Here is a 17,247-nt window from a genome sequence, read left to right on the forward strand (position 1 = left end):
GGTTGTTCGCAAGGCCGATCGCGGCTTTGAGGGTCGTAACAAGAGATACGCGTTCAGGGATAATCCATTTCATGTCCGTTTTCACTGCCGGCGGCAGGCTTCTGCCGCTTGCCTTTCTGATTTTGCCCCTGGCCCCGCTGCAGGCGCAGGAGCGGGTGGGCAACCGCACGCTGTATCAGGCCGGCTTCTTCACCCAGTTTGCGCCGACCACCGCCCTGCAGCTGGTGGAGCGGGTTCCGGGTTTCCGGCTGGAAGATACCGACGAGCAGGTGCGCGGGTTTGGGCAGGCCGCCGGAAACGTGGTGATCAATGGCGAGCGGCCGAGCACCAAGAGCGAGCAGCTTTCCTCTGTGCTCGCGCGCATTCCGGCGGCGCGGGTGGCGCGGGTGGAAGTGGGGCCGGGTGACGGCTTCGGTGCGGAATTCGCCGGCAAGCCGCAGGTGCTGAACCTGATCCTGAACGACGATACCGGGGTGACGGGCACCGGCGCCCTGCGCTTGCGGCAGCCGCAATCGGGCGGCCTGCGCGTGGACGGCAATGGCTCGGCGATCCTCAAGCGGGGCAAATCCAGCTTCAACCTGGCTTTCGACTATACCAACGACCAGATCACCAATTTCGGCACCGATACCCTCACCAGCCTGCCTTCGGGCGAACTGCTGGAGCAGCGGCGGAAGTTCAATACCACCAACGACCCCAAGGGCAGCATCGCCGCCGGCTGGCACCATGACGACGGTCCGGACAAGCGCATCAACCTGAACCTCAGCCTTGCCAAACAGCATTTCCAGCTGTGGCAGGACAATCGGGTGACGCCGGCTGACGGGCCGGGGCGCGATGACGAGCTGGAGCAGAATTACCGCTATCGCCAGTTCGAGCTGGGCGGCGACATCAGCCGGCCGCTGGGCAGCGGGGTGATGAAGCTGATCCTGCTGGCGACGCGCACGCCGCAATATCGCGAGGATACCCAGCTGGTCGGAGTCGATCAGGGGGTGACGGGCGGATATTATCAGCTGCAGGACAGCGAGAGTGCGGAGAGCGTGGCGCGGCTGGTATGGTCGCGGCCGGCGAACGGCGGCTGGTCGCTGGAGCTGGGCGGCGAGGCTGTGCTGAACCGGCTGGACAGCGCTGTCGACCTCTATTCGATCGAGGCGGGCGGCGGGCGCGTGCCGATCGAGCTGCCGCTGGCAAACGCAACTGTGCGCGAAATCCGCGTGGAGCCGTTCGTGAACATGGGCCGCAAGCTGGGTTCCGGCCTGCGGGTCGACCTGGGGCTGACCTTCGAACGCTCGCGGCTGACGATGAGCGGCGATGCAGAGGCGGAACGGACGCTGTCCTATCTGAAACCGAAAGCCAGCGTCGACTGGCGGACGGGGAAATGGGCGCTGCAGGGGAAAGTGGAGCGCACCGTCAACCAGCTGAACTTCGGCGACTTCATCAGCTTTGCCGAGCTGACCAACGACCGGGTGACCGGCGGCAACGCCGACCTGGTGCCGCAGACGGCCTGGGAATTTCTGGTGACGGCGGAACGGCCGTTCCTCGGATCGGGCGTTATCCGCGGCGAACTGGGCATGAACTTCGTGCAGAATGTGCAGGACCGGATTCCGGTGGAAGACGGTCTGGACGCGCCGGGCAATCTGGGCTCGGGCACGGTGAAGATCGCCCGGCTGAACATGGACGCGCCGCTGAACGACCTGGGCATCACCGGCGGGCGGCTGAACGTCCGCTTCTCGTTGATGGATACGAGCGTGGTGGACCCCTACACACAGAAGCACCGCCACTTCACCAACTATACGCTGTGGCTGCTGGACGTGAACTTCCGACAGGATCTGGGCAAGTTTGCCTGGGGGGTGGACGCCTATGCCAACACCGGCTCCACCCAGTTCTGGCGGAACGAAGAGGATTTCAACTATCGGCAGGACCCGTGGATAGACGTGTTCGCCGAATTCCGGCCCGACAAACGCACGACGCTGACAGCACGCGTGGTGAACCTGCTGGACCTGCACTTCTATCGCGACCGCACCTTCTACGCGCCGGATCGGTCGAGCCCGGATCCGGTGATGCGGGAGTTCCGGATGCGACAGGAGGGGCAGACGGTGTCGCTGACGTTGAAGCGGACGTTCGGGTAGCGGCGCGGGGGAAGTGTTTGCCTCCGGCGGGCAGGGCTCTGCCCAGCGCCGCAGGCAATTATGTTTCCGGAACCACAACCGGCAATTTTGAAGCGGACTCAACTATTGCGGGTGCAGGGAAATCATTTCCCTGCCGGGGTGAAGGGGCGGAGCCCCTTCGTTCTTCCCCTCACGCGTTCCTAGCCATCAGCCCGCCATCGACGGGGATCGTCGCGCCGGTGATGAAGCTGGCGCCGGGTTGGCATAGAGCGACTGTCATGTGGGCGACTTCTTCGGGGCGGCCGTAGCGGCGGAGTGCCGTGCGGCGTTTTGCATAGAGTTGCTTGTCGGCTTCGGGGACGTCGGCGGTCATGCCGGTGTCTATGGGGCCGGGGCAGATGCAGTTGACGGTGATGCCTTCCTTGCCGAGTTCGACGGCGAGGCCTCGGGTGAGGCCGGTGACGGCGGCTTTGGCGGCGCAGTAGGCGCTGTCGAGGGCGGTGGCGCCGAGAGCTTCGGTGGAGGCGATGTTGACGATGCGCGGGCTGGCGGAGCGGCGGAGGTGTGGGAGCGCGGCGCGGATCACGCGCATTTCGCCGGTGGCGTTGATGCGGACGATGCGTTCCCACAGCGCCTCGTAATCGTCGTGATCGATGGGGAGGAAGCCGGAGATGCCGGCGTTGTTGACGAGGATGTCGAGGCCGCCGGCCCATTCGGCGATTTCGGCGAGGGTGTTGGTTACGCTGGCCGGGTCGCCTACGTCGAGGTGGAAGGCGCGCGCTCCTATGGCGCTGGCGACGGCTTCGGCTGAGGCCAGGTTTACGTCGGTTACGGCGACGGTTGCGCCGCCTTCGGCCAGCAGGCGGGCGGTTGCTGCGCCCATGCCGCTGCCCGCGCCTGTGACCACGGCCTTCAGGCCTGAAACCGATTGCGATGCCATGTGTCTCTCTCCTTCGCGGTGGAGGCTAGGCCGTGCTGGCGGGGCGACCCACTATGAAAAGAGGCGATTGGGGTGGGGACGGTTCCGGGGCAGGCCTCGACCGACATGCCGGATATTGCGTGGTAGCGCGCCCGACGCCATAGGCCTTGCCCCATGCATGACCTGAAGACCCTTCGCGCGGATCCAGCCGCATTCGACGCAGCGCTTGCCCGGCGGGGCGTGGCCGATGCCTCGGCGGCGGTGCTCGCTGCCGATGCCCGGCTGCGGGCGGCGCAGACGGCGCTGCAGGCGGCGCTGGCGCGGCGCAACGATGCCTCGCGCGCGATTGGTGCGGCCAAGGCGGCGAAGGACAATGCGACGGCGGATGCGCTGATGGCAGAGGTGGCCGAGCTGAAGATCGTGATCGCTGATGGCGAGGCCGAGGAGCGCGAAGCGGCGGAAGTGGTCGACGCGCTGGTTTCCGCGCTGCCGAACCAGCCGTTGCCGGAAGTGCCTGCCGGCAGCGACGAGCATGGCAATGTGGAGGAGAAGCGCTGGGGCACGCCCCGCAATGGCGGCGCGGAGCATGATGCGCTGGCGGCGAGGCTTGGCTCCAACCCGGATGCGGCGGCCAAGGTGGCCGGTGCCCGCTTCATGGTGCTGGAGGGGCAGCTGGCGCGGCTGCATCGGGCGCTGGGGCAGTTCATGCTGGACCGGCAGGTGGCGGCCGGTTGGCGCGAGACGGTGGTGCCGTTGCTGGTGAAGAGCGATGCGATGTTCGGCACCGGGCAATTGCCGAAGTTTGCAGAGGACAGCTTCAACACCATTGACGGGCGCTGGCTGATCCCCACTGCAGAGGTTTCGCTGACCAATCTTGTGCGCGAGCAGATTTTGGACGGCGAAGAGCTGCCGTTGCGGCTGGCCGCTTTGACGCCTTGCTTCCGGAGTGAGGCGGGAGCTGCGGGGAAGGACACGCGCGGGCTGATCCGCCAGCACCAGTTCGAGAAGGTGGAGCTGGTGACGATCTGCGCGCCGGAGGCAGCGGACCCCGAGCATGAGAAGATGCTGCTGGCGGCGGAGGCCATATTGGAGGCGCTGGAGCTGCCCTATCGGCGGATGCTGCTGTGCACCGGCGACATGGGGTTCACCGCGCGCAAGACCTATGATCTGGAAGTGTGGCTGCCGGGTGCGGGGGCCTATCGGGAGATTTCCTCGATCTCCCAGTGCGGGGATTTTCAGGCGCGGCGGATGGATGCGCGCTTCCGGGTGAAGGGTGAGAAGGGCACGCAATTCGTGCACACGCTGAACGGATCGGGGCTGGCGGTGGGCCGGGCGCTGGTGGCGGTGCTGGAAAATTACCAGCAGCCGGACGGAAGCGTCAGGATACCTGACGCGCTGAAGCCCTATATGGGCGGTATCGAGGCCCTGATCCCCACCAGCTGAAGCGAGATTTCATGCGTATTCTCCTGACCAACGACGACGGCATAAACGCGCCGGGTTTTGCAGCCCTGGAGCGGATTGCCGCCCAGATTTCCGACGATGTGTGGGTGGTGGCGCCGGCGGAGGAGCAATCGGGGGCCGGGCATTCGCTGACGCTGACGCGGCCCATCCGCGTGCGGCAGCTGGGGGAGCGGAAGTTCGCCGTGGCCGGCACGCCGACGGACAGCGTGATGATGGCGCTGGGGCATCTGATGGGCGGGCTGAAGCCGGACCTTATCCTGTCGGGCGTGAACCGCGGGCCGAACCTGGCGGAGGACGTGACCTATTCCGGCACCGTTTCGGCGGCGATGGAAGGGACTTTGGCCGGCATCCGCTCGATCGCGCTGTCGCAGGCGATGGCGGATTATACGCATGGCCGGGAGAGCTTTGCCGGGGCCGAGGCGATGGGGCCGGACATCATCCGCAATATCGCCGCCGCCGATTGGGGCGACGGAATCCTGGTGAACGTGAACTTCCCGCCGGTGCCGCTGCCCGCGGGCGTGCGAGTGACCGAGCAGGGTTTCCGCGATTACGGCCATATCCGCATCGATGCGCGCACCGATCCGCGCGGATTTCCCTATTACTGGTTCGGCTATGGGCGCGAAGTGGAAACGCCGGGGCATTGCACCGACCTGGAGGCGATCCGCGACGGCTATGTGTCTGTAACGCCGCTGCATCTGGACATGACGCATCGGCAGACCATGGCAGCCCTGAAGGCGAAGCTGGGCGAATAATCCTAACCGGGGAGGCTGATATCGAAAGGGGTGGCAACGCCCCCGCGTTGCCACCCCTGCCGTGACGATTCTTCTTGGTGACGAACCAGTCTCGTGCCGGCGATTTGCCCCCGCCGACCCCCATTGGAATGCATGTGTCGTGCCAAGTGCAGGAAATTTTTGATATCCCTTGTTTTTCAATCTGTTGACGAAACAGGCTTGGGAATGCGGATTTAGGCTTTGTAAAGAATCCCGACGAGTCGTTGGATTTGCTGGCGGATTCACCATTCTCGTCTCCTGTCTGTCTCGGTCTGGCGATGCGCGGGATTCCCTCTGGCGGTTGCGTTCGCTATGGCGGGGCGTGCGTTTCCTGCTTCTGCTCCTGCCGCTGCTGCTGGCCGCCTGCGCCGCCCCTTCGCCCCCCAAGCCGAAGGCGGGGGCAGCGCGGCCGCCGATGCGCCAGCCGGTCGCGCCGCAACCGCAGAAGCCGCGCTGGCAGGCGGTGCCGGCAAAGGCCGATGGCGTGGCGGTGCCTGGGGGCCGACGGCACATCGTGAAGTCTGGCGAGACCGGCATTGCCATCGCGCGTGCCTATGGCGTGAACTGGAGCCGGATCGCCGCTGCCAATTCCTTCGACCGCGAGGCGGTACTGCAGGTGGGGCAGGCGATCTTCATTCCGATGGCGCCCGCCCAGCAGGCAAGCACCGGACAGTCCCCGCGCCCGGCGCCGAAGCCGGGGAAGCCTGGAACGCCGGAACAGCAGGCGGCCGCCTTTTCGCTGGACATAGACGATGTGATCACCGGATCGGCGCCCGCCGAGAGCGGGGCACGGCAGCGGCCGGCGGCGCCTGCGGGCGTGGTGCCCCCTGCCCCGGTTCAGCTGGCGAATGTGCCGCCGCTGGCCTGGCCTACCGATGGGCGGGTGATCCTGTCGCGCTTTGGGCCGAAGTCGAACGGGCGGGTGAACGACGGCATCAGCATCAAGACGTTACGTGGGGCGCCGGTGCGATCTGCAGCGGATGGCGAAGTGCTGTATGTGGGCGATGCGATTGCCAGCTATGGGCTGATGATGCTGGTGCGGCATCCGGGCGGCACGATCACCGCCTATGGACATCTGGAGGATGCGCTGGCTGACCGCGGCGCCAAGGTGCAGCGCGGCCAGCCGATCGCGCGGGCGGGGAGCAGCGGCAGCGCCCACGAGCCGCAGCTGCTGTTCCAGGTGCGGCAGGGGCGGCGGGCGCTGGACCCGCTGCTGTACCTGCCGAAATAGCCGTTTCTTTTTTCCGCATGGGTTTCCGGGTCTGCCGTTCCGGCAGCATCGGAACATGCGCTTTACCTGCCGGGGCAGACTGCCTCTGTGTTTACCGTCACCGACGTGGTTGCGGCATTGTCCGGCGTCGCCAGAGTCAGGTCGAGGCGGCTGGGCGTGCCCGGGCGCGTCGTCAGGCGGATCAGGCGGCAATCGTGCGGGAAGCAATCCTGCACGGTGGGATCCTCGGCCGCCGGTATGCGGCCGCCAGAGGTGCGCAGGTGGGTGATGGTGACGCCGGCCGACGGTGGCGCGGTGAGGGTGATATCCTGCCAGCCGGCGTTGCGGCCGCGGACGGCGATGACATTGTCGATCGACGGGTTGGTCGGGCACTGCATCGTCGGGCGCTTTTGCCCGGTGATGGCGCGGACGGGGCCGATTTGAAGCGAGGCGTAACAATCGCGGCGCGGCTCGCGCTGCTCGACACGGGCCGGGCCGGGCTGGCGGCAGCGGGTGACCGGGCCGACCGTTTCGCTGGTGAAGCCGCGCGGGCAGGTGAAGCCGCGCGGGGTGAGCTGGGCGGGGATGACATTATCCGGCCCGCGCACTTCGACGCGGGCGGAGGCGGGCAGCGTGGAGCAGTGGCTGTTTTGCGCGGCGGCGGGCGCGGCCAGCGCGGCAAGAGCGAAAATGGAAGCTGCAACACGCATTCGGTCAATCCCCTGGCTGTTTCGCGCGCACCATGCCCCGCCTTTGCGCTCTTTCCAATGGTGTGAGCTTTCAAACCGTCGCATGTCCGACTAGAGGGTTGCGATGTCCGACACGAATGACACTGCCGCCCCGGTTCCGGGCTCCGATATTGCGCCCATCAACCTCGTCGACGAGATGCGTTCCTCGTATCTCGACTATGCGATGTCGGTCATTGTTTCGCGGGCGCTGCCCGATGTGCGTGATGGCCTGAAGCCGGTTCACCGGCGCATCCTGTTTGCGAGCCAGGAGAACGGGTTCACCAGCGGCAAGCCGTTCCGCAAGTCGGCGCGGATCGTCGGTGACGTGATGGGTAAATATCACCCGCACGGCGACAGCGCGATCTATGACGCCCTGGCGCGGATGGCGCAGGACTGGTCGATGCGGCTGACGCTGATCGACGGCCAGGGCAATTTCGGCAGCATGGACCCCGATCCGCCGGCCGCCATGCGCTATACCGAAGCGCGGCTGAGCAAGGCGGCGGAAGCGCTGCTGGACGATCTCGACAAGGAAACCGTCGATTTCGTTCCCAACTATGACGGGCAGGAAATCGAGCCGTCGGTGCTGCCGGCGCGCTTTCCGAACCTGCTGGTGAACGGCGCCGGCGGCATTGCCGTCGGCATGGCGACCAACATCGCCCCGCATAATCTGGGCGAAGTGATCGATGCCTGCTTTGCCTATCTGGACGACCGGGCGATTTCCGCCGAGGCGCTGATGGAGCATGTGCCGGCGCCCGATTTCCCTACGGGTGCGCTGATCCTGCGCACCGGCGGCATCGCCAGCGCGATGACGACGGGCCGTGGCTCGATCCTGATGCGCAGCAGCCATGTGATCGAGGAACGTCGCGGCACCGGCCAGCAGATCGTGCTGACGGCAATCCCCTATCAGGTGGGCAAGGCTGGACTGGTGGAGAAGATCGCCGACGCGGTGAAGGACAAGCGCATCGAGGGCGTTTCCGACCTGCGCGATGAATCCAACCGCGAGGGCGTGCGCATCGTGCTGGAGCTGAAGCGCGACGCCGTGCAGGACGTGGTGCTGAACCAGCTGTGGCGGCACACCCCGGCGCAATCGAGCTTTGCGGTGAACATGCTGGCGCTGCGCGGCGGGCGGCCGGAGCAGCTGAGCCTGCGCGATGTCATCGAGGCCTTCATCACTTTCCGCGAGGAAGTGATCGGGCGGCGGTCGCGCTTCCTGCTGCGCAAGGCGCGTGAGCGGGCGCATCTGTTGCTAGGGCTGGTGATTGCGGTTGCCAATCTGGACGAAGTGGTGGCGACGATCCGCGGCGCCGCTTCGCCTGCCGACGCGCGCGAGGCGCTGCTGGCGCGCGACTGGCCGGCCGAGCAGGTCGCCCCCTATCTGAAGCTGGTGGACGACGCCGAGCTGGAGCTGGAAGGCGAGGACCTGACCGGCGGCACCTATCGCCTGTCGGAGCTGCAGGTTCGCGCCATCCTGGACCTGCGCCTGCATCGGCTGACGGCGCTGGGCCGCGACGAGATCGGCAGCGAGCTGGAAGAGCTGGCTGCGACCATCACCGACCTGCTGGACATTCTGGGCAGCCGGGCGCGGCTGGAGCAGGTGATGCGCGAGGAGCTGCAGGCGGTGCGCGACCAGTTCGCGACTCCGCGCCGCAGCCTGATCGTGCAGGCCGACGATGTCGACGACGAGGACCTGATCGCCCGCGAGGACATGGTGGTGACCGTGACCCATTCGGGCTGGATCAAGCGCGTGTCGCTGGACAGCTATCGGGCGCAGAAGCGTGGCGGCAAGGGCCGCACCGGCATGGCGACCAAGGAAGACGATGTCATCACCGAGCTGTTCGTCGCGATGACGCATGCGCCGGTGCTGTTCTTCTCGACCTTTGGCAAGGTATACCGGATGAAGGTGTACAAGCTGCCCGAGGGCACGCCGCAGACCAAGGGCCGGGCGATGGCGAACCTGTTGCCGCTGGAGCCTGGCGAAAGCATTTCGACCGTGCTGCCGCTGCCCGAGGATGAGGCGGAATGGAGCCAGCTGCACGTGATGTTCGCGACTGCGAAGGGAAATGTGCGGCGGAACAGCATGGATGCCTTTGCGAACGTGCCCAGCAACGGCAAGCTGGCGATCCGCTTTGAAGACGAAAGCAGCGACCGGCTGATCGGCGTGGCGCTGTGCCATGAGTCGCAGGACATCCTGCTGGCGGCGCGGTCGGGCAAGGCGATCCGGTTCAAGGTGACGGACGTGCGCGAATTCCAGAGCCGCACCTCTACCGGGGTGCGCGGCATCGATCTGAAGGCCGACGACGAAGTGATTTCGCTGTCGGTTCTGCGGCGCGTGGGCACCACGACGGAAGAACGCGAGTTCTACCTGAAGTCGGCTGCCTGGAAGAGCGAGCCGGCGCCGCTGGAAGGCATTTCCGAAGAGCGCTTTGCGCAGATGGCGGAAGCCGAGCAGTTCATCCTGACGATCACAGCGAATGGCTATGGCAAGCGCAGCTCCGCCTATGAATATCGCCGTGCCAATCGGGGCGGCCAGGGCATCGCCAACATCGACACCTCGGAGCGGAACGGGCTGGTGGTGGCGAGCTTCCCGGTGGAGCCGACCGAGCAGCTGATGCTGGTGACGGATCAGGGCAAGCTGATCCGGACGGTGGTGAACACCATCCGCATCGCCGGGCGGGCGACGCAGGGGGTTACCCTGTTCAAGGTGGCCGACGACGAGCATGTAGTTTCGGCCGCACGCATCCGCGAAAGCGACGAGGAGGCCGAAGAAGAGGTGAGCGAAGCGCCGGAGGGTGAGGCCGCTCCCGAATGACACTCGTGCTGGGCATTGAATCCAGCTGCGACGAGACGGCCGTCGCGCTGGTGACGGCCGATCGACGGGTGCTGGCCGAGCGGATTGCCAGCCAGGAGGAAGAGCATCGGCCCTTTGGCGGGGTGGTTCCGGAGCTGGCGGCACGGGCGCATGCCGAGCGGCTGGCGCCGATGGTGGAAGCGGTGCTGGCGGATGCCGGCGTTACCCTTGCCGATGTCGATGCGATTGCCGCCACATCCGGCCCCGGCCTCATCGGCGGGGTGATGGTGGGGCTGGTGACGGGCAAGGCTTTGGCCTTTGCGACTGGGAAGCCCTTGTGGGGCGTGAACCATCTGGAGGGGCATGCCCTGTCTCCGCGTTTGATCGCACCGGACTTGCAGTTTCCCTATCTGCTGCTGCTGGTGTCGGGCGGGCATTGCCAGCTGATCGCTGTGGACGGCGTGGACCGCTATCGGCGGCTGGCGACGACGATCGACGATGCCGCGGGCGAGGCCTTTGACAAGGTGGCGAAGATGCTGGGGCTGGGCTTTCCCGGCGGCCCGGCGGTGGAGCGGGCGGCGCGCGCGGGAAACCCGAGGGCGGTGCCGCTGCCGAGGCCTTTGGTGGGGTCGGGCGAGCCGCATTTCAGCTTTGCCGGGTTGAAGACTGCGGTTTTGCGGGCCGTTCAGAGCGGCAAATATGAGACGGCCGATGTGGCGGCGAGCTTTCAGGCTGCGGTGACGGACTGCCTGGCCGACCGCACGCGGCTGGCACTGCAGGCAATGCCGGAGGCGACGGCGCTGGTGGTGGCCGGCGGTGTTGCCGCGAATGGCGCCGTGCGGGCGGCGCTGGAGGCGTTGGCGGGCAAATACGGGCTGCCGTTCATTGCGCCGCCGCAGCGGTTGTGCACCGATAATGCGGCGATGATCGGCTGGGCGGCGCAGGAGCGGATCGCGGCCGGGTTTGCGCCGGAGCCCGATCCGCAGGCGCGGCCGCGCTGGCCGCTGGATCCGAATGCGGAACCGGCGCGTGGGGCGGGAGTGAAGGCGTGAGCATAGCAGTTGTCGGCGCAGGGGCGTGGGGGACGGCGCTGGCGAATGCGATGGCGCTGGACGAGGATGTACTGATCTGGGCGCGCGAGCCGGAGGTGGTGGAGGCCATCAACTCGGGCCATGAAAATACATTGTTTCTGCCGGGTGTGACGCTGAGCCCCCGGGTGCGGGCGACTTCGGCATTGGGCGATCTGGCGGCCAGCGATTTGTGGCTGGTGGTGCCACCGGCGCAGTTTCTGGGGCGGGTTCTGGCGGAGGCTCCGCTGGAGGGGCGCCCTACCCTGCTGCTGTGCGCCAAGGGAATTGAGGCCGGTTCGCACCGGCTGATGGCAGAGGTTGCGGCGGATGCGGCGCCGGGGGCAGCGCTTGCCGTGCTTTCGGGGCCTAGTTTTGCGGCGGAGACGGCGCGGGGCTTGCCTACGGCTGTGACGCTGGCGGCTGCGACCGAGCGGCAAGCGGCGGCGCTGGCGGAGCGGATCGCCCGGCCTACGTTCCGGCCCTATGCCTCGGACGATATCGTCGGCGCCGAGATCGGCGGGGCGGTGAAGAATGTGCTGGCGATTGCCTGTGGCGTGGTGATCGGGGCGGGCCTTGGCGAGAATGCGCGCGCCGCCATCCTTGCGCGCGGATTTGCCGAGATGACGCGCTTTGGTGTGGCGCGGGGCGGGCGGGCGGAGACACTGGCCGGGCTTTCCGGGCTGGGTGATCTGGTGCTGACCTGCGGCTCGACGCAATCGCGCAACATGTCTTTGGGGATGGCGCTGGGGCAGGGGCAGACGGCGGAGCAGGCGCTTTCCGGCAAGCTGTCGGTTGCGGAGGGGGCGGCGACGGCGCCCGTGCTGCTGGAGGCGGCGAAGGCAGCTGGTGTGGACATGCCGATTTCGGCCGCTGTCGCCGATCTGCTGGCGGGGCGAGCCAATGTGACCGAGGTGGTGAAGCGGCTGTTGAGCCGCCCGCTGAAGGCCGAAGGCCCTTCCTCTTCGGGCCAACGGGCCGAAGGGCTGTAACGTTTCCGCAATGGCCCGGTAACTCGCGGGTCACGGCTTCCATATATAGCGCTCAGGCAATTGCTGACCCACCAGCTGAAGGGGCGATTGCATGGCCAGCGTCATTCCGTTTGAACTTCGCAGTGCCGATGCGGGTGCGCCGCCACCACGCAGGGGTGGCCCAACGCCCGAATGGCTGGATGCACCGGACGACGAGATGCCGCATCGCAGGCTGCGGTTCCGCACGGTGTTCATTTCCGACACGCATCTTGGGACGTCGGGCTGCAACGCCGAGCTGCTGTTCGATTTCCTGAAATCCATCGAGTGCGAGACGCTGTATCTGGTGGGCGACATCATCGACGGCTGGCGGCTGAAGCGGGGGTGGTTCTGGCCGACGCGGCACAATGATGTGGTGCGCCGGGTGCTGAAGATGGCGAAGAAGGGCACGCGGGTGATCTATGTGCCTGGAAATCATGACGAAGTGCTGCGCGATTTCATTGGCCTCGGCTTTGGCGATATCGAGATCATGCCCGAGGCGATCCATGAGACGGCGGACGGGCGCAAGCTGCTGGTGCTGCACGGCGACGAGTTCGACGGGGTGGTGCTGTATCACCGCTGGCTCGCCTTTGCCGGGGACCATGCCTATGTCGCGCTGTTGAAGCTGAACGTCGGCTTCAACTGGTGCCGGCGGCAGTTCGGCCTGCCTTATTGGTCGCTTTCCGCGCATCTGAAGAAGAAGGTGAAGAACGCGGTGGAATATGTCTGCCGCTATGAGGAGGCGGTGGCGCATGCCGCGCGTGAGCGTGGGGCCGACGGGGTTGTCTGCGGGCATATCCATTGCGCCGAAATCCGCCAGTTCGGCGACATCACCTATTACAACGACGGAGACTGGGTGGAGAGCTGCACGGCGCTGGTGGAATTCGGCGATGGGCGGATGGAGATTCTGGACTGGGCCGAGAAGGTTCGGTCCGAGGCCAATGCCCGCACGCGCCGGGCGCTGGTGCCGGTAGGATGATCGGCGGCACGCCTGCCGCAAGCGCGACTGCGCGCCGGCGCCCGTGCGCCGAAGCCAAGCGGGCGGATGCCCGCGCCCGGCGTTCGAGGGGCGGGAAAATATGATGCCGCCGCTGTCGCTGGCGCTGGTTTCGGATGCCTGGGCGCCGCAGGTGAACGGCGTTGTGCGCACGTTGCAGACGACGATGCGGATGCTGGTGGAGCGGGGTTGGGAGGTGACGACCATCACGCCCGACCGTTTCCGATCGCTGCCCTGCCCCACCTATCCGGAAATCCGCTTGGCGATGGCGCTGCCCGGCGCCGTGGGGCGGATGATCGAGGCGAGCGGTGCAGGGGCCGTGCATATCGCCACCGAGGGGCCGCTGGGGCTGGCGGCGCGGCGCCACTGCCTGCGTGTGGGCCGACCCTTTACCACGAGCTTTCATACCCGCTTTCCCGACTATCTGCATGCGCGGTTCCGGGTGCCGGTGCGGCTTAGCTGGCGGTTCCTGCGCTGGTTTCATGGGCCGGCGCGAACGGTGCTGACGGCGACGCCGCGGCTGGCGGCAGAGCTGGCGGAGCATGGCATTCCGCAGACGCGGCTCTGGTCGCGTGGGGTCGATCTTTCGCGATTCCGCCCCGGTTTGCCGGCGCCGGAGGCCTATCGCGGGTTGCCGCGGCCGATCCTTCTCAATGTCGGCCGGGTGGCCGTGGAGAAGAATATCGAGGCGTTTCTGGCGGCCGATGCGCCGGGTTCGAAGGTGGTGGTGGGCGACGGGCCGGCGCTGGCTGCGTTGCGGGCGAAGTTCCCCGATACGCTGTTCCTTGGGGCGCTGTCGGGCGAGGCGCTGGCGCGGGCCTATGCGGGTGCGGACCTGTTCGTGTTTCCCAGCCGAACCGATACCTTTGGGCTGGTGCTGGTGGAGGCGATGGCGGCTGGGTTGCCGGTCGCCGCCTATCCGGTGGCGGGGCCGCTGGATGTGGTGGGTGATAGCGGCGCCGGGGTGCTGGACGAGGATCTGGGGCGGGCGATCGTCCGCGCCCTGCGGGTGCCGCGCGCGGCTGCCATTGCGCAGGCGGGCGGATTCAGCTGGGAAGCGGCGGTCAGCCAGTTCGAGGCGGCGCAGCTGGCCGGTCAGGCGGGATCGTCGATGTTTTCCCGGCCCAGGAAACGCGAGACCAGTCTTTTGAGCGACTCCTCGATGGCGGCGGGTGGCGGCGAGGAGGGGCCGGCGAGGATGCTGGCGCGGAGCACGCCGACGAACGCATAGGTCAGCACGAAGGCGTCTGCTTCGTTCATCGGCGGGATCACGTCCGCACGGGCGAACGCGCCGTGGTGGGCGCGATCCGCGAGGGATATCGCCATGGACGGGACACCGCCTGGCTGCTTGGCGAACCGCTGGACGCTGCCCGCGCGCGGCTGGGCATTGCAGCGCCCCCTTCTTGCGAGGCGCTGCAGCAATCTGCGTGACTGGCGAGGGCTTCCGGGCTGATACTGAAGGTCAGAACTTCGCGGTGATGCCCAGCGCGAAGGTGGTGCCGATCCGATACTTGTTGTTGTAGACGGTGCTGTCGCCCATCGTCTGGCTTTCGCGGTAGCCGGTGCCGAGGATGTTGCGGATTTCCAGCTTCACTTCCAGCGGCGTGCCGCCGATGCCGACTTCCTCGCGGGCGACGAAATCCAGCTGAACGCCGGGGTGTTCGACCAGATCCGGCGTGTCGGACAGGCCGCGCTGGGTGACGCGGTCTGAGGCATAGGCGAGCAGGAAAGTCTGCTGCGAGAGCTTGCCGTCGTGCTGCAGGCCGAGCTGCAGGTTGGCGACATGGTCGGACTGACCGGTCATCGGGGCGCCGTTGCGGAAATAATCCGTGGCCGGCGCGGTGCCGCCGCCCTGTCCCGGCGGGCGAGTGGTGTCGCCTTCGGAGACCTTCAGCTTGGAATTGGTGAAGGTATAGTTCGCCGATACCATTACCCGGCGTTCGCCGAAGAAGCCGCTGTCGCCGATGGAGAAGAACTTCTGCACTTCGGCTTCCGCGCCATAGAGCTCGGCCTTCGGCGCGTTGGCGAAGGTGGTGGTGAGCGAGCCGGCATTATTGAACGAGATGGTCTCGATCGGGTTGTCGATCTGCTTCCAGAAGGCGCCTGCGGTGAAGCGCTCGTCCTGGCCGATGTACCACTCGTAGCGGCCCTCGACGTTGATCAGCTGCGAATCGATCAGATAGGGGTTGCCGAAGCTGACGCGATCATTGTCGGTGTCGGTGTAGGACTGCGCCGCCAGTTCGCGGAACTGCGGACGGGCGATGGTCTTGGAGGCTGCGAACCGCAGCTGCATGTCCTCGGCAAAGTTCCAGGTGATGGTGCCGGCGGGCAGCCAGTAATCATTGTTCAGGCGGGTGTTTTCGCCGGTGGCGCCGCCGGTGCCGAACAGGTCGATGGCGTTGACGAACTGCTTTGCCGTTTCATAGCGCACACCCGCGGTGAGGCGGAAGCCGTCGAACAGCTCGGCTTCGACCTGGCCATAACCGGCGTGGATGGTAAGGCCGGCGTCATAGCTGGCGACGCCTGCCGCTGCGCTGACTTCCGTCAGGTAGATGTCGAACATCTGGATGTTGAAGGGCGAAAGCAGGTAGTCGGGCCGCTGCTGGCTGACGCCGGCGGGCAGGCTGTTCGCCACCTGGTAGCGGAAGTCGCGGCGGGTCGAGTTGCGGCTGTTGTCGGAATAGGCGTAACCGGCCGAGAAGGTGACGGGGCGTTCGGTGTTAAGCGCATAGCCGAGATCGAGCGCGCCGGCCCAGATTTCGTCCTTCAGGTTGGAGAAGGCGATGGTGGAGCCGGTGCCGCCGGTGCGCAGATCGTTGAAATAGCTGTCGATCTGCGGATCGTAGCGATAGCTGTTCACGCGTTCATACGGGGAATCCCGGCGCGACTGGGCATAGGTGCCGCGGGCGTTGACGCTGAGCTCGTTGAATTTGAACTCCCCGACGAGCGAGGTGGAGAAGAGCTGGCGCTGGAACCAGCTGGTGTAGTTGCGGTTCACCGGCTCGTCGCCGACGTTCACATCCTGGCCGGAAACGATACGGGCCTGCTTCAACACATCGCGGATATAGACGTTGGTGAAGCGGATCTTGTGCTCGCCGAATTCGAAGCCGAGGCCGAGCATGCCGTTCAGCAGGATGCGGTTGTCGGTGGAGAGGAAGCGGTAGTCCTGGTCGGGATTGATGACCTGGTTGCCATCCGCGTCGACCGAAATGCCGAAGGTGGTCTGCTGAATGCCGCCCTTGGTCTGCCAGCTGTTGGACCAGTTGCCGGCGAAGATGACGCCCATACGGTTGTCGCCCACGTCCCAGGCGGTGCCGCCGGTGAAGCCGACCGACATGTTGGCGGGGATGGTGTCGTTGCGCTGGATGAGGTTGGTTTCGGCGTTATTGAGGCTCATCGTCGCCGTCTTCAGCTCGGCGAGCGAGAAGTTGGACAGGCTGAGGGCCTTGCCGGAATTGACGAGTGCGCGGAATTCGGCCGGCTGGCTGCGGGTGCCGCCGTCGAAGCTGGTCCAGTCGGAGCGGGAGCCGCGATAGGTATAGCCGAGCTGGCCGGTGGTGATGGTGTCGCCAGAGACAGATCCGGAGACGTTGAAGAAGGATTCCTCGGGGATGGCCTTGGTGGTGAGATTGATGACGCCACCGCCGAATTCGCCGGGATAGTTCGCCGAATAGCTTTTCTGCACGAGCGTGGAGGCGAGCAGGTCGGTCGGGAAGATGTCGAGCGGAACGACGCGCTTCAGCGGTTCCGGCGACGGGATCGGCAGGCCGTTCAGCAGCGCCAGCGAGTAGCGCTCGCCGAGGCCGCGGACATAGACATATTTGCCGCCGACGACCGACAGGCCGGTGACGCGGGCCAGCGCGCCGGCGATGTCGCCTTCACCGGTGCGGGCCATGTCGGTGGCGGAAAGAACCGAGACCACCGAGGGGGTGGCGCGGATGACGTTAGGGATGTTGCGGCCGATGACGACGATGTCCTCGCCGTCGAGGCCGCCGGCGCCGGGGGCGGAGACGTCGACGTCTTGATCGGCCGTATCGGTGACTGGCGGTTCGGCGGGCGCCGTCTGGGCTGAGAGCGGAGCAGCGAACGCGCAGCCCAGCGCCGTGGAAGCGAGAAGCAGGCGGGCGAGGGCAGAGGTCGTCATTGGAAATCCCCCGGATTGAAGCCGGGCCAGCTAAGCCGGCCCGGCCTTCCGTTT

Annotated in this window: 12 protein-coding genes; 9 read left to right on the top strand and 3 right to left on the bottom strand. The window is 66.5% G+C overall.

Features of this window, described 5'->3' with window-relative positions; translation table 11 throughout:
- Positions 1 to 71 precede the first annotated feature (71 nt).
- Positions 72 to 2,123 carry a TonB-dependent receptor plug domain-containing protein gene (locus IM784_RS08810; protein WP_199554938.1) on the top strand — a complete coding sequence of 684 codons (2,052 nt, stop codon included), beginning with the start codon at positions 72 to 74 and terminating at the stop codon, positions 2,121 to 2,123.
- A 169-nt stretch (positions 2,124 to 2,292) separates the two neighbouring features.
- On the opposite strand, the gene IM784_RS08815 is transcribed toward IM784_RS08810, so the two are convergent.
- Positions 2,293 to 3,042 (bottom strand): SDR family NAD(P)-dependent oxidoreductase, encoded by a 750-nt coding sequence (locus IM784_RS08815; protein WP_199554939.1) that lies wholly within the window; start codon positions 3,040 to 3,042, stop codon positions 2,293 to 2,295.
- Positions 3,043 to 3,195: 153 nt separating this feature from the next.
- Between IM784_RS08815 and serS the strand changes: the two genes are divergently transcribed.
- The 3 genes from serS (at position 3,196) to IM784_RS08830 (ending at position 6,483) form a co-directional block, all read left to right on the top strand.
- The gene (gene serS / locus IM784_RS08820; protein ID WP_199554940.1) at positions 3,196 to 4,464 is read left to right on the top strand and encodes a serine--tRNA ligase; all 1,269 of its coding nucleotides are present in this window, start codon (positions 3,196 to 3,198) and stop codon (positions 4,462 to 4,464) included.
- A gap of 11 nt (positions 4,465 to 4,475) precedes the next feature.
- Positions 4,476 to 5,234, top strand: coding sequence for a 5'/3'-nucleotidase SurE (gene surE, locus IM784_RS08825; protein WP_199554941.1), 759 nt, complete (start codon positions 4,476 to 4,478; stop codon positions 5,232 to 5,234).
- 340 nt (positions 5,235 to 5,574) lie between these two features.
- Positions 5,575 to 6,483 carry a peptidoglycan DD-metalloendopeptidase family protein gene (locus IM784_RS08830; RefSeq protein ID WP_199554942.1) on the top strand — a complete coding sequence of 303 codons (909 nt, stop codon included), beginning with the start codon at positions 5,575 to 5,577 and terminating at the stop codon, positions 6,481 to 6,483.
- A 62-nt stretch (positions 6,484 to 6,545) separates the two neighbouring features.
- On the opposite strand, the gene IM784_RS08835 is transcribed toward IM784_RS08830, so the two are convergent.
- Positions 6,546 to 7,172 (bottom strand): hypothetical protein, encoded by a 627-nt coding sequence (locus tag IM784_RS08835; protein ID WP_199554943.1) that lies wholly within the window; start codon positions 7,170 to 7,172, stop codon positions 6,546 to 6,548.
- Positions 7,173 to 7,275: 103 nt separating this feature from the next.
- Here IM784_RS08835 and gyrA point away from each other — a divergent pair, with 103 nt between their 5' ends.
- The 5 genes from gyrA (at position 7,276) to IM784_RS08860 (ending at position 14,280) form a co-directional block, all read left to right on the top strand.
- Positions 7,276 to 9,999, top strand: a complete 2,724-nt coding sequence (gene gyrA, locus IM784_RS08840; RefSeq protein ID WP_199554944.1) for a DNA gyrase subunit A — start codon at positions 7,276 to 7,278, stop codon at positions 9,997 to 9,999.
- Positions 9,996 to 11,030 (top strand): tRNA (adenosine(37)-N6)-threonylcarbamoyltransferase complex transferase subunit TsaD, encoded by a 1,035-nt coding sequence (gene tsaD / locus IM784_RS08845; protein WP_199554945.1) that lies wholly within the window; start codon positions 9,996 to 9,998, stop codon positions 11,028 to 11,030. The genes gyrA and tsaD overlap by 4 nt, the downstream gene beginning before the upstream one ends.
- Positions 11,027 to 12,037 carry an NAD(P)H-dependent glycerol-3-phosphate dehydrogenase gene (locus IM784_RS08850; RefSeq protein ID WP_199554946.1) on the top strand — a complete coding sequence of 337 codons (1,011 nt, stop codon included), beginning with the start codon at positions 11,027 to 11,029 and terminating at the stop codon, positions 12,035 to 12,037. Before tsaD ends, IM784_RS08850 begins: the two co-directional genes overlap by 4 nt.
- Positions 12,038 to 12,128: 91 nt before the next feature.
- Positions 12,129 to 13,031: a UDP-2,3-diacylglucosamine diphosphatase gene (locus IM784_RS08855; protein WP_408015286.1), complete on the top strand. Its 903-nt coding sequence runs from the start codon at positions 12,129 to 12,131 to the stop codon at positions 13,029 to 13,031.
- Positions 13,032 to 13,131: 100 nt separating this feature from the next.
- Entirely contained in the window at positions 13,132 to 14,280 is a 1,149-nt protein-coding gene (locus IM784_RS08860) for a glycosyltransferase family 4 protein (RefSeq protein ID WP_235976752.1), read from the top strand.
- 231 nt (positions 14,281 to 14,511) lie between these two features.
- On the opposite strand, the gene IM784_RS08865 is transcribed toward IM784_RS08860, so the two are convergent.
- On the bottom strand, positions 14,512 to 17,193 hold the full coding sequence (locus IM784_RS08865; protein ID WP_199554947.1) for a TonB-dependent receptor domain-containing protein: 2,682 nt from the start codon (positions 17,191 to 17,193) through the stop codon (positions 14,512 to 14,514).
- Positions 17,194 to 17,247: the final 54 nt, after the last annotated feature.

Origin of the sequence: Sandaracinobacteroides hominis (genome assembly GCF_016464365.1) — a bacterium.
Classification (GTDB): Bacteria; Pseudomonadota; Alphaproteobacteria; order Sphingomonadales; family Sphingomonadaceae; genus Sandaracinobacteroides; species Sandaracinobacteroides hominis.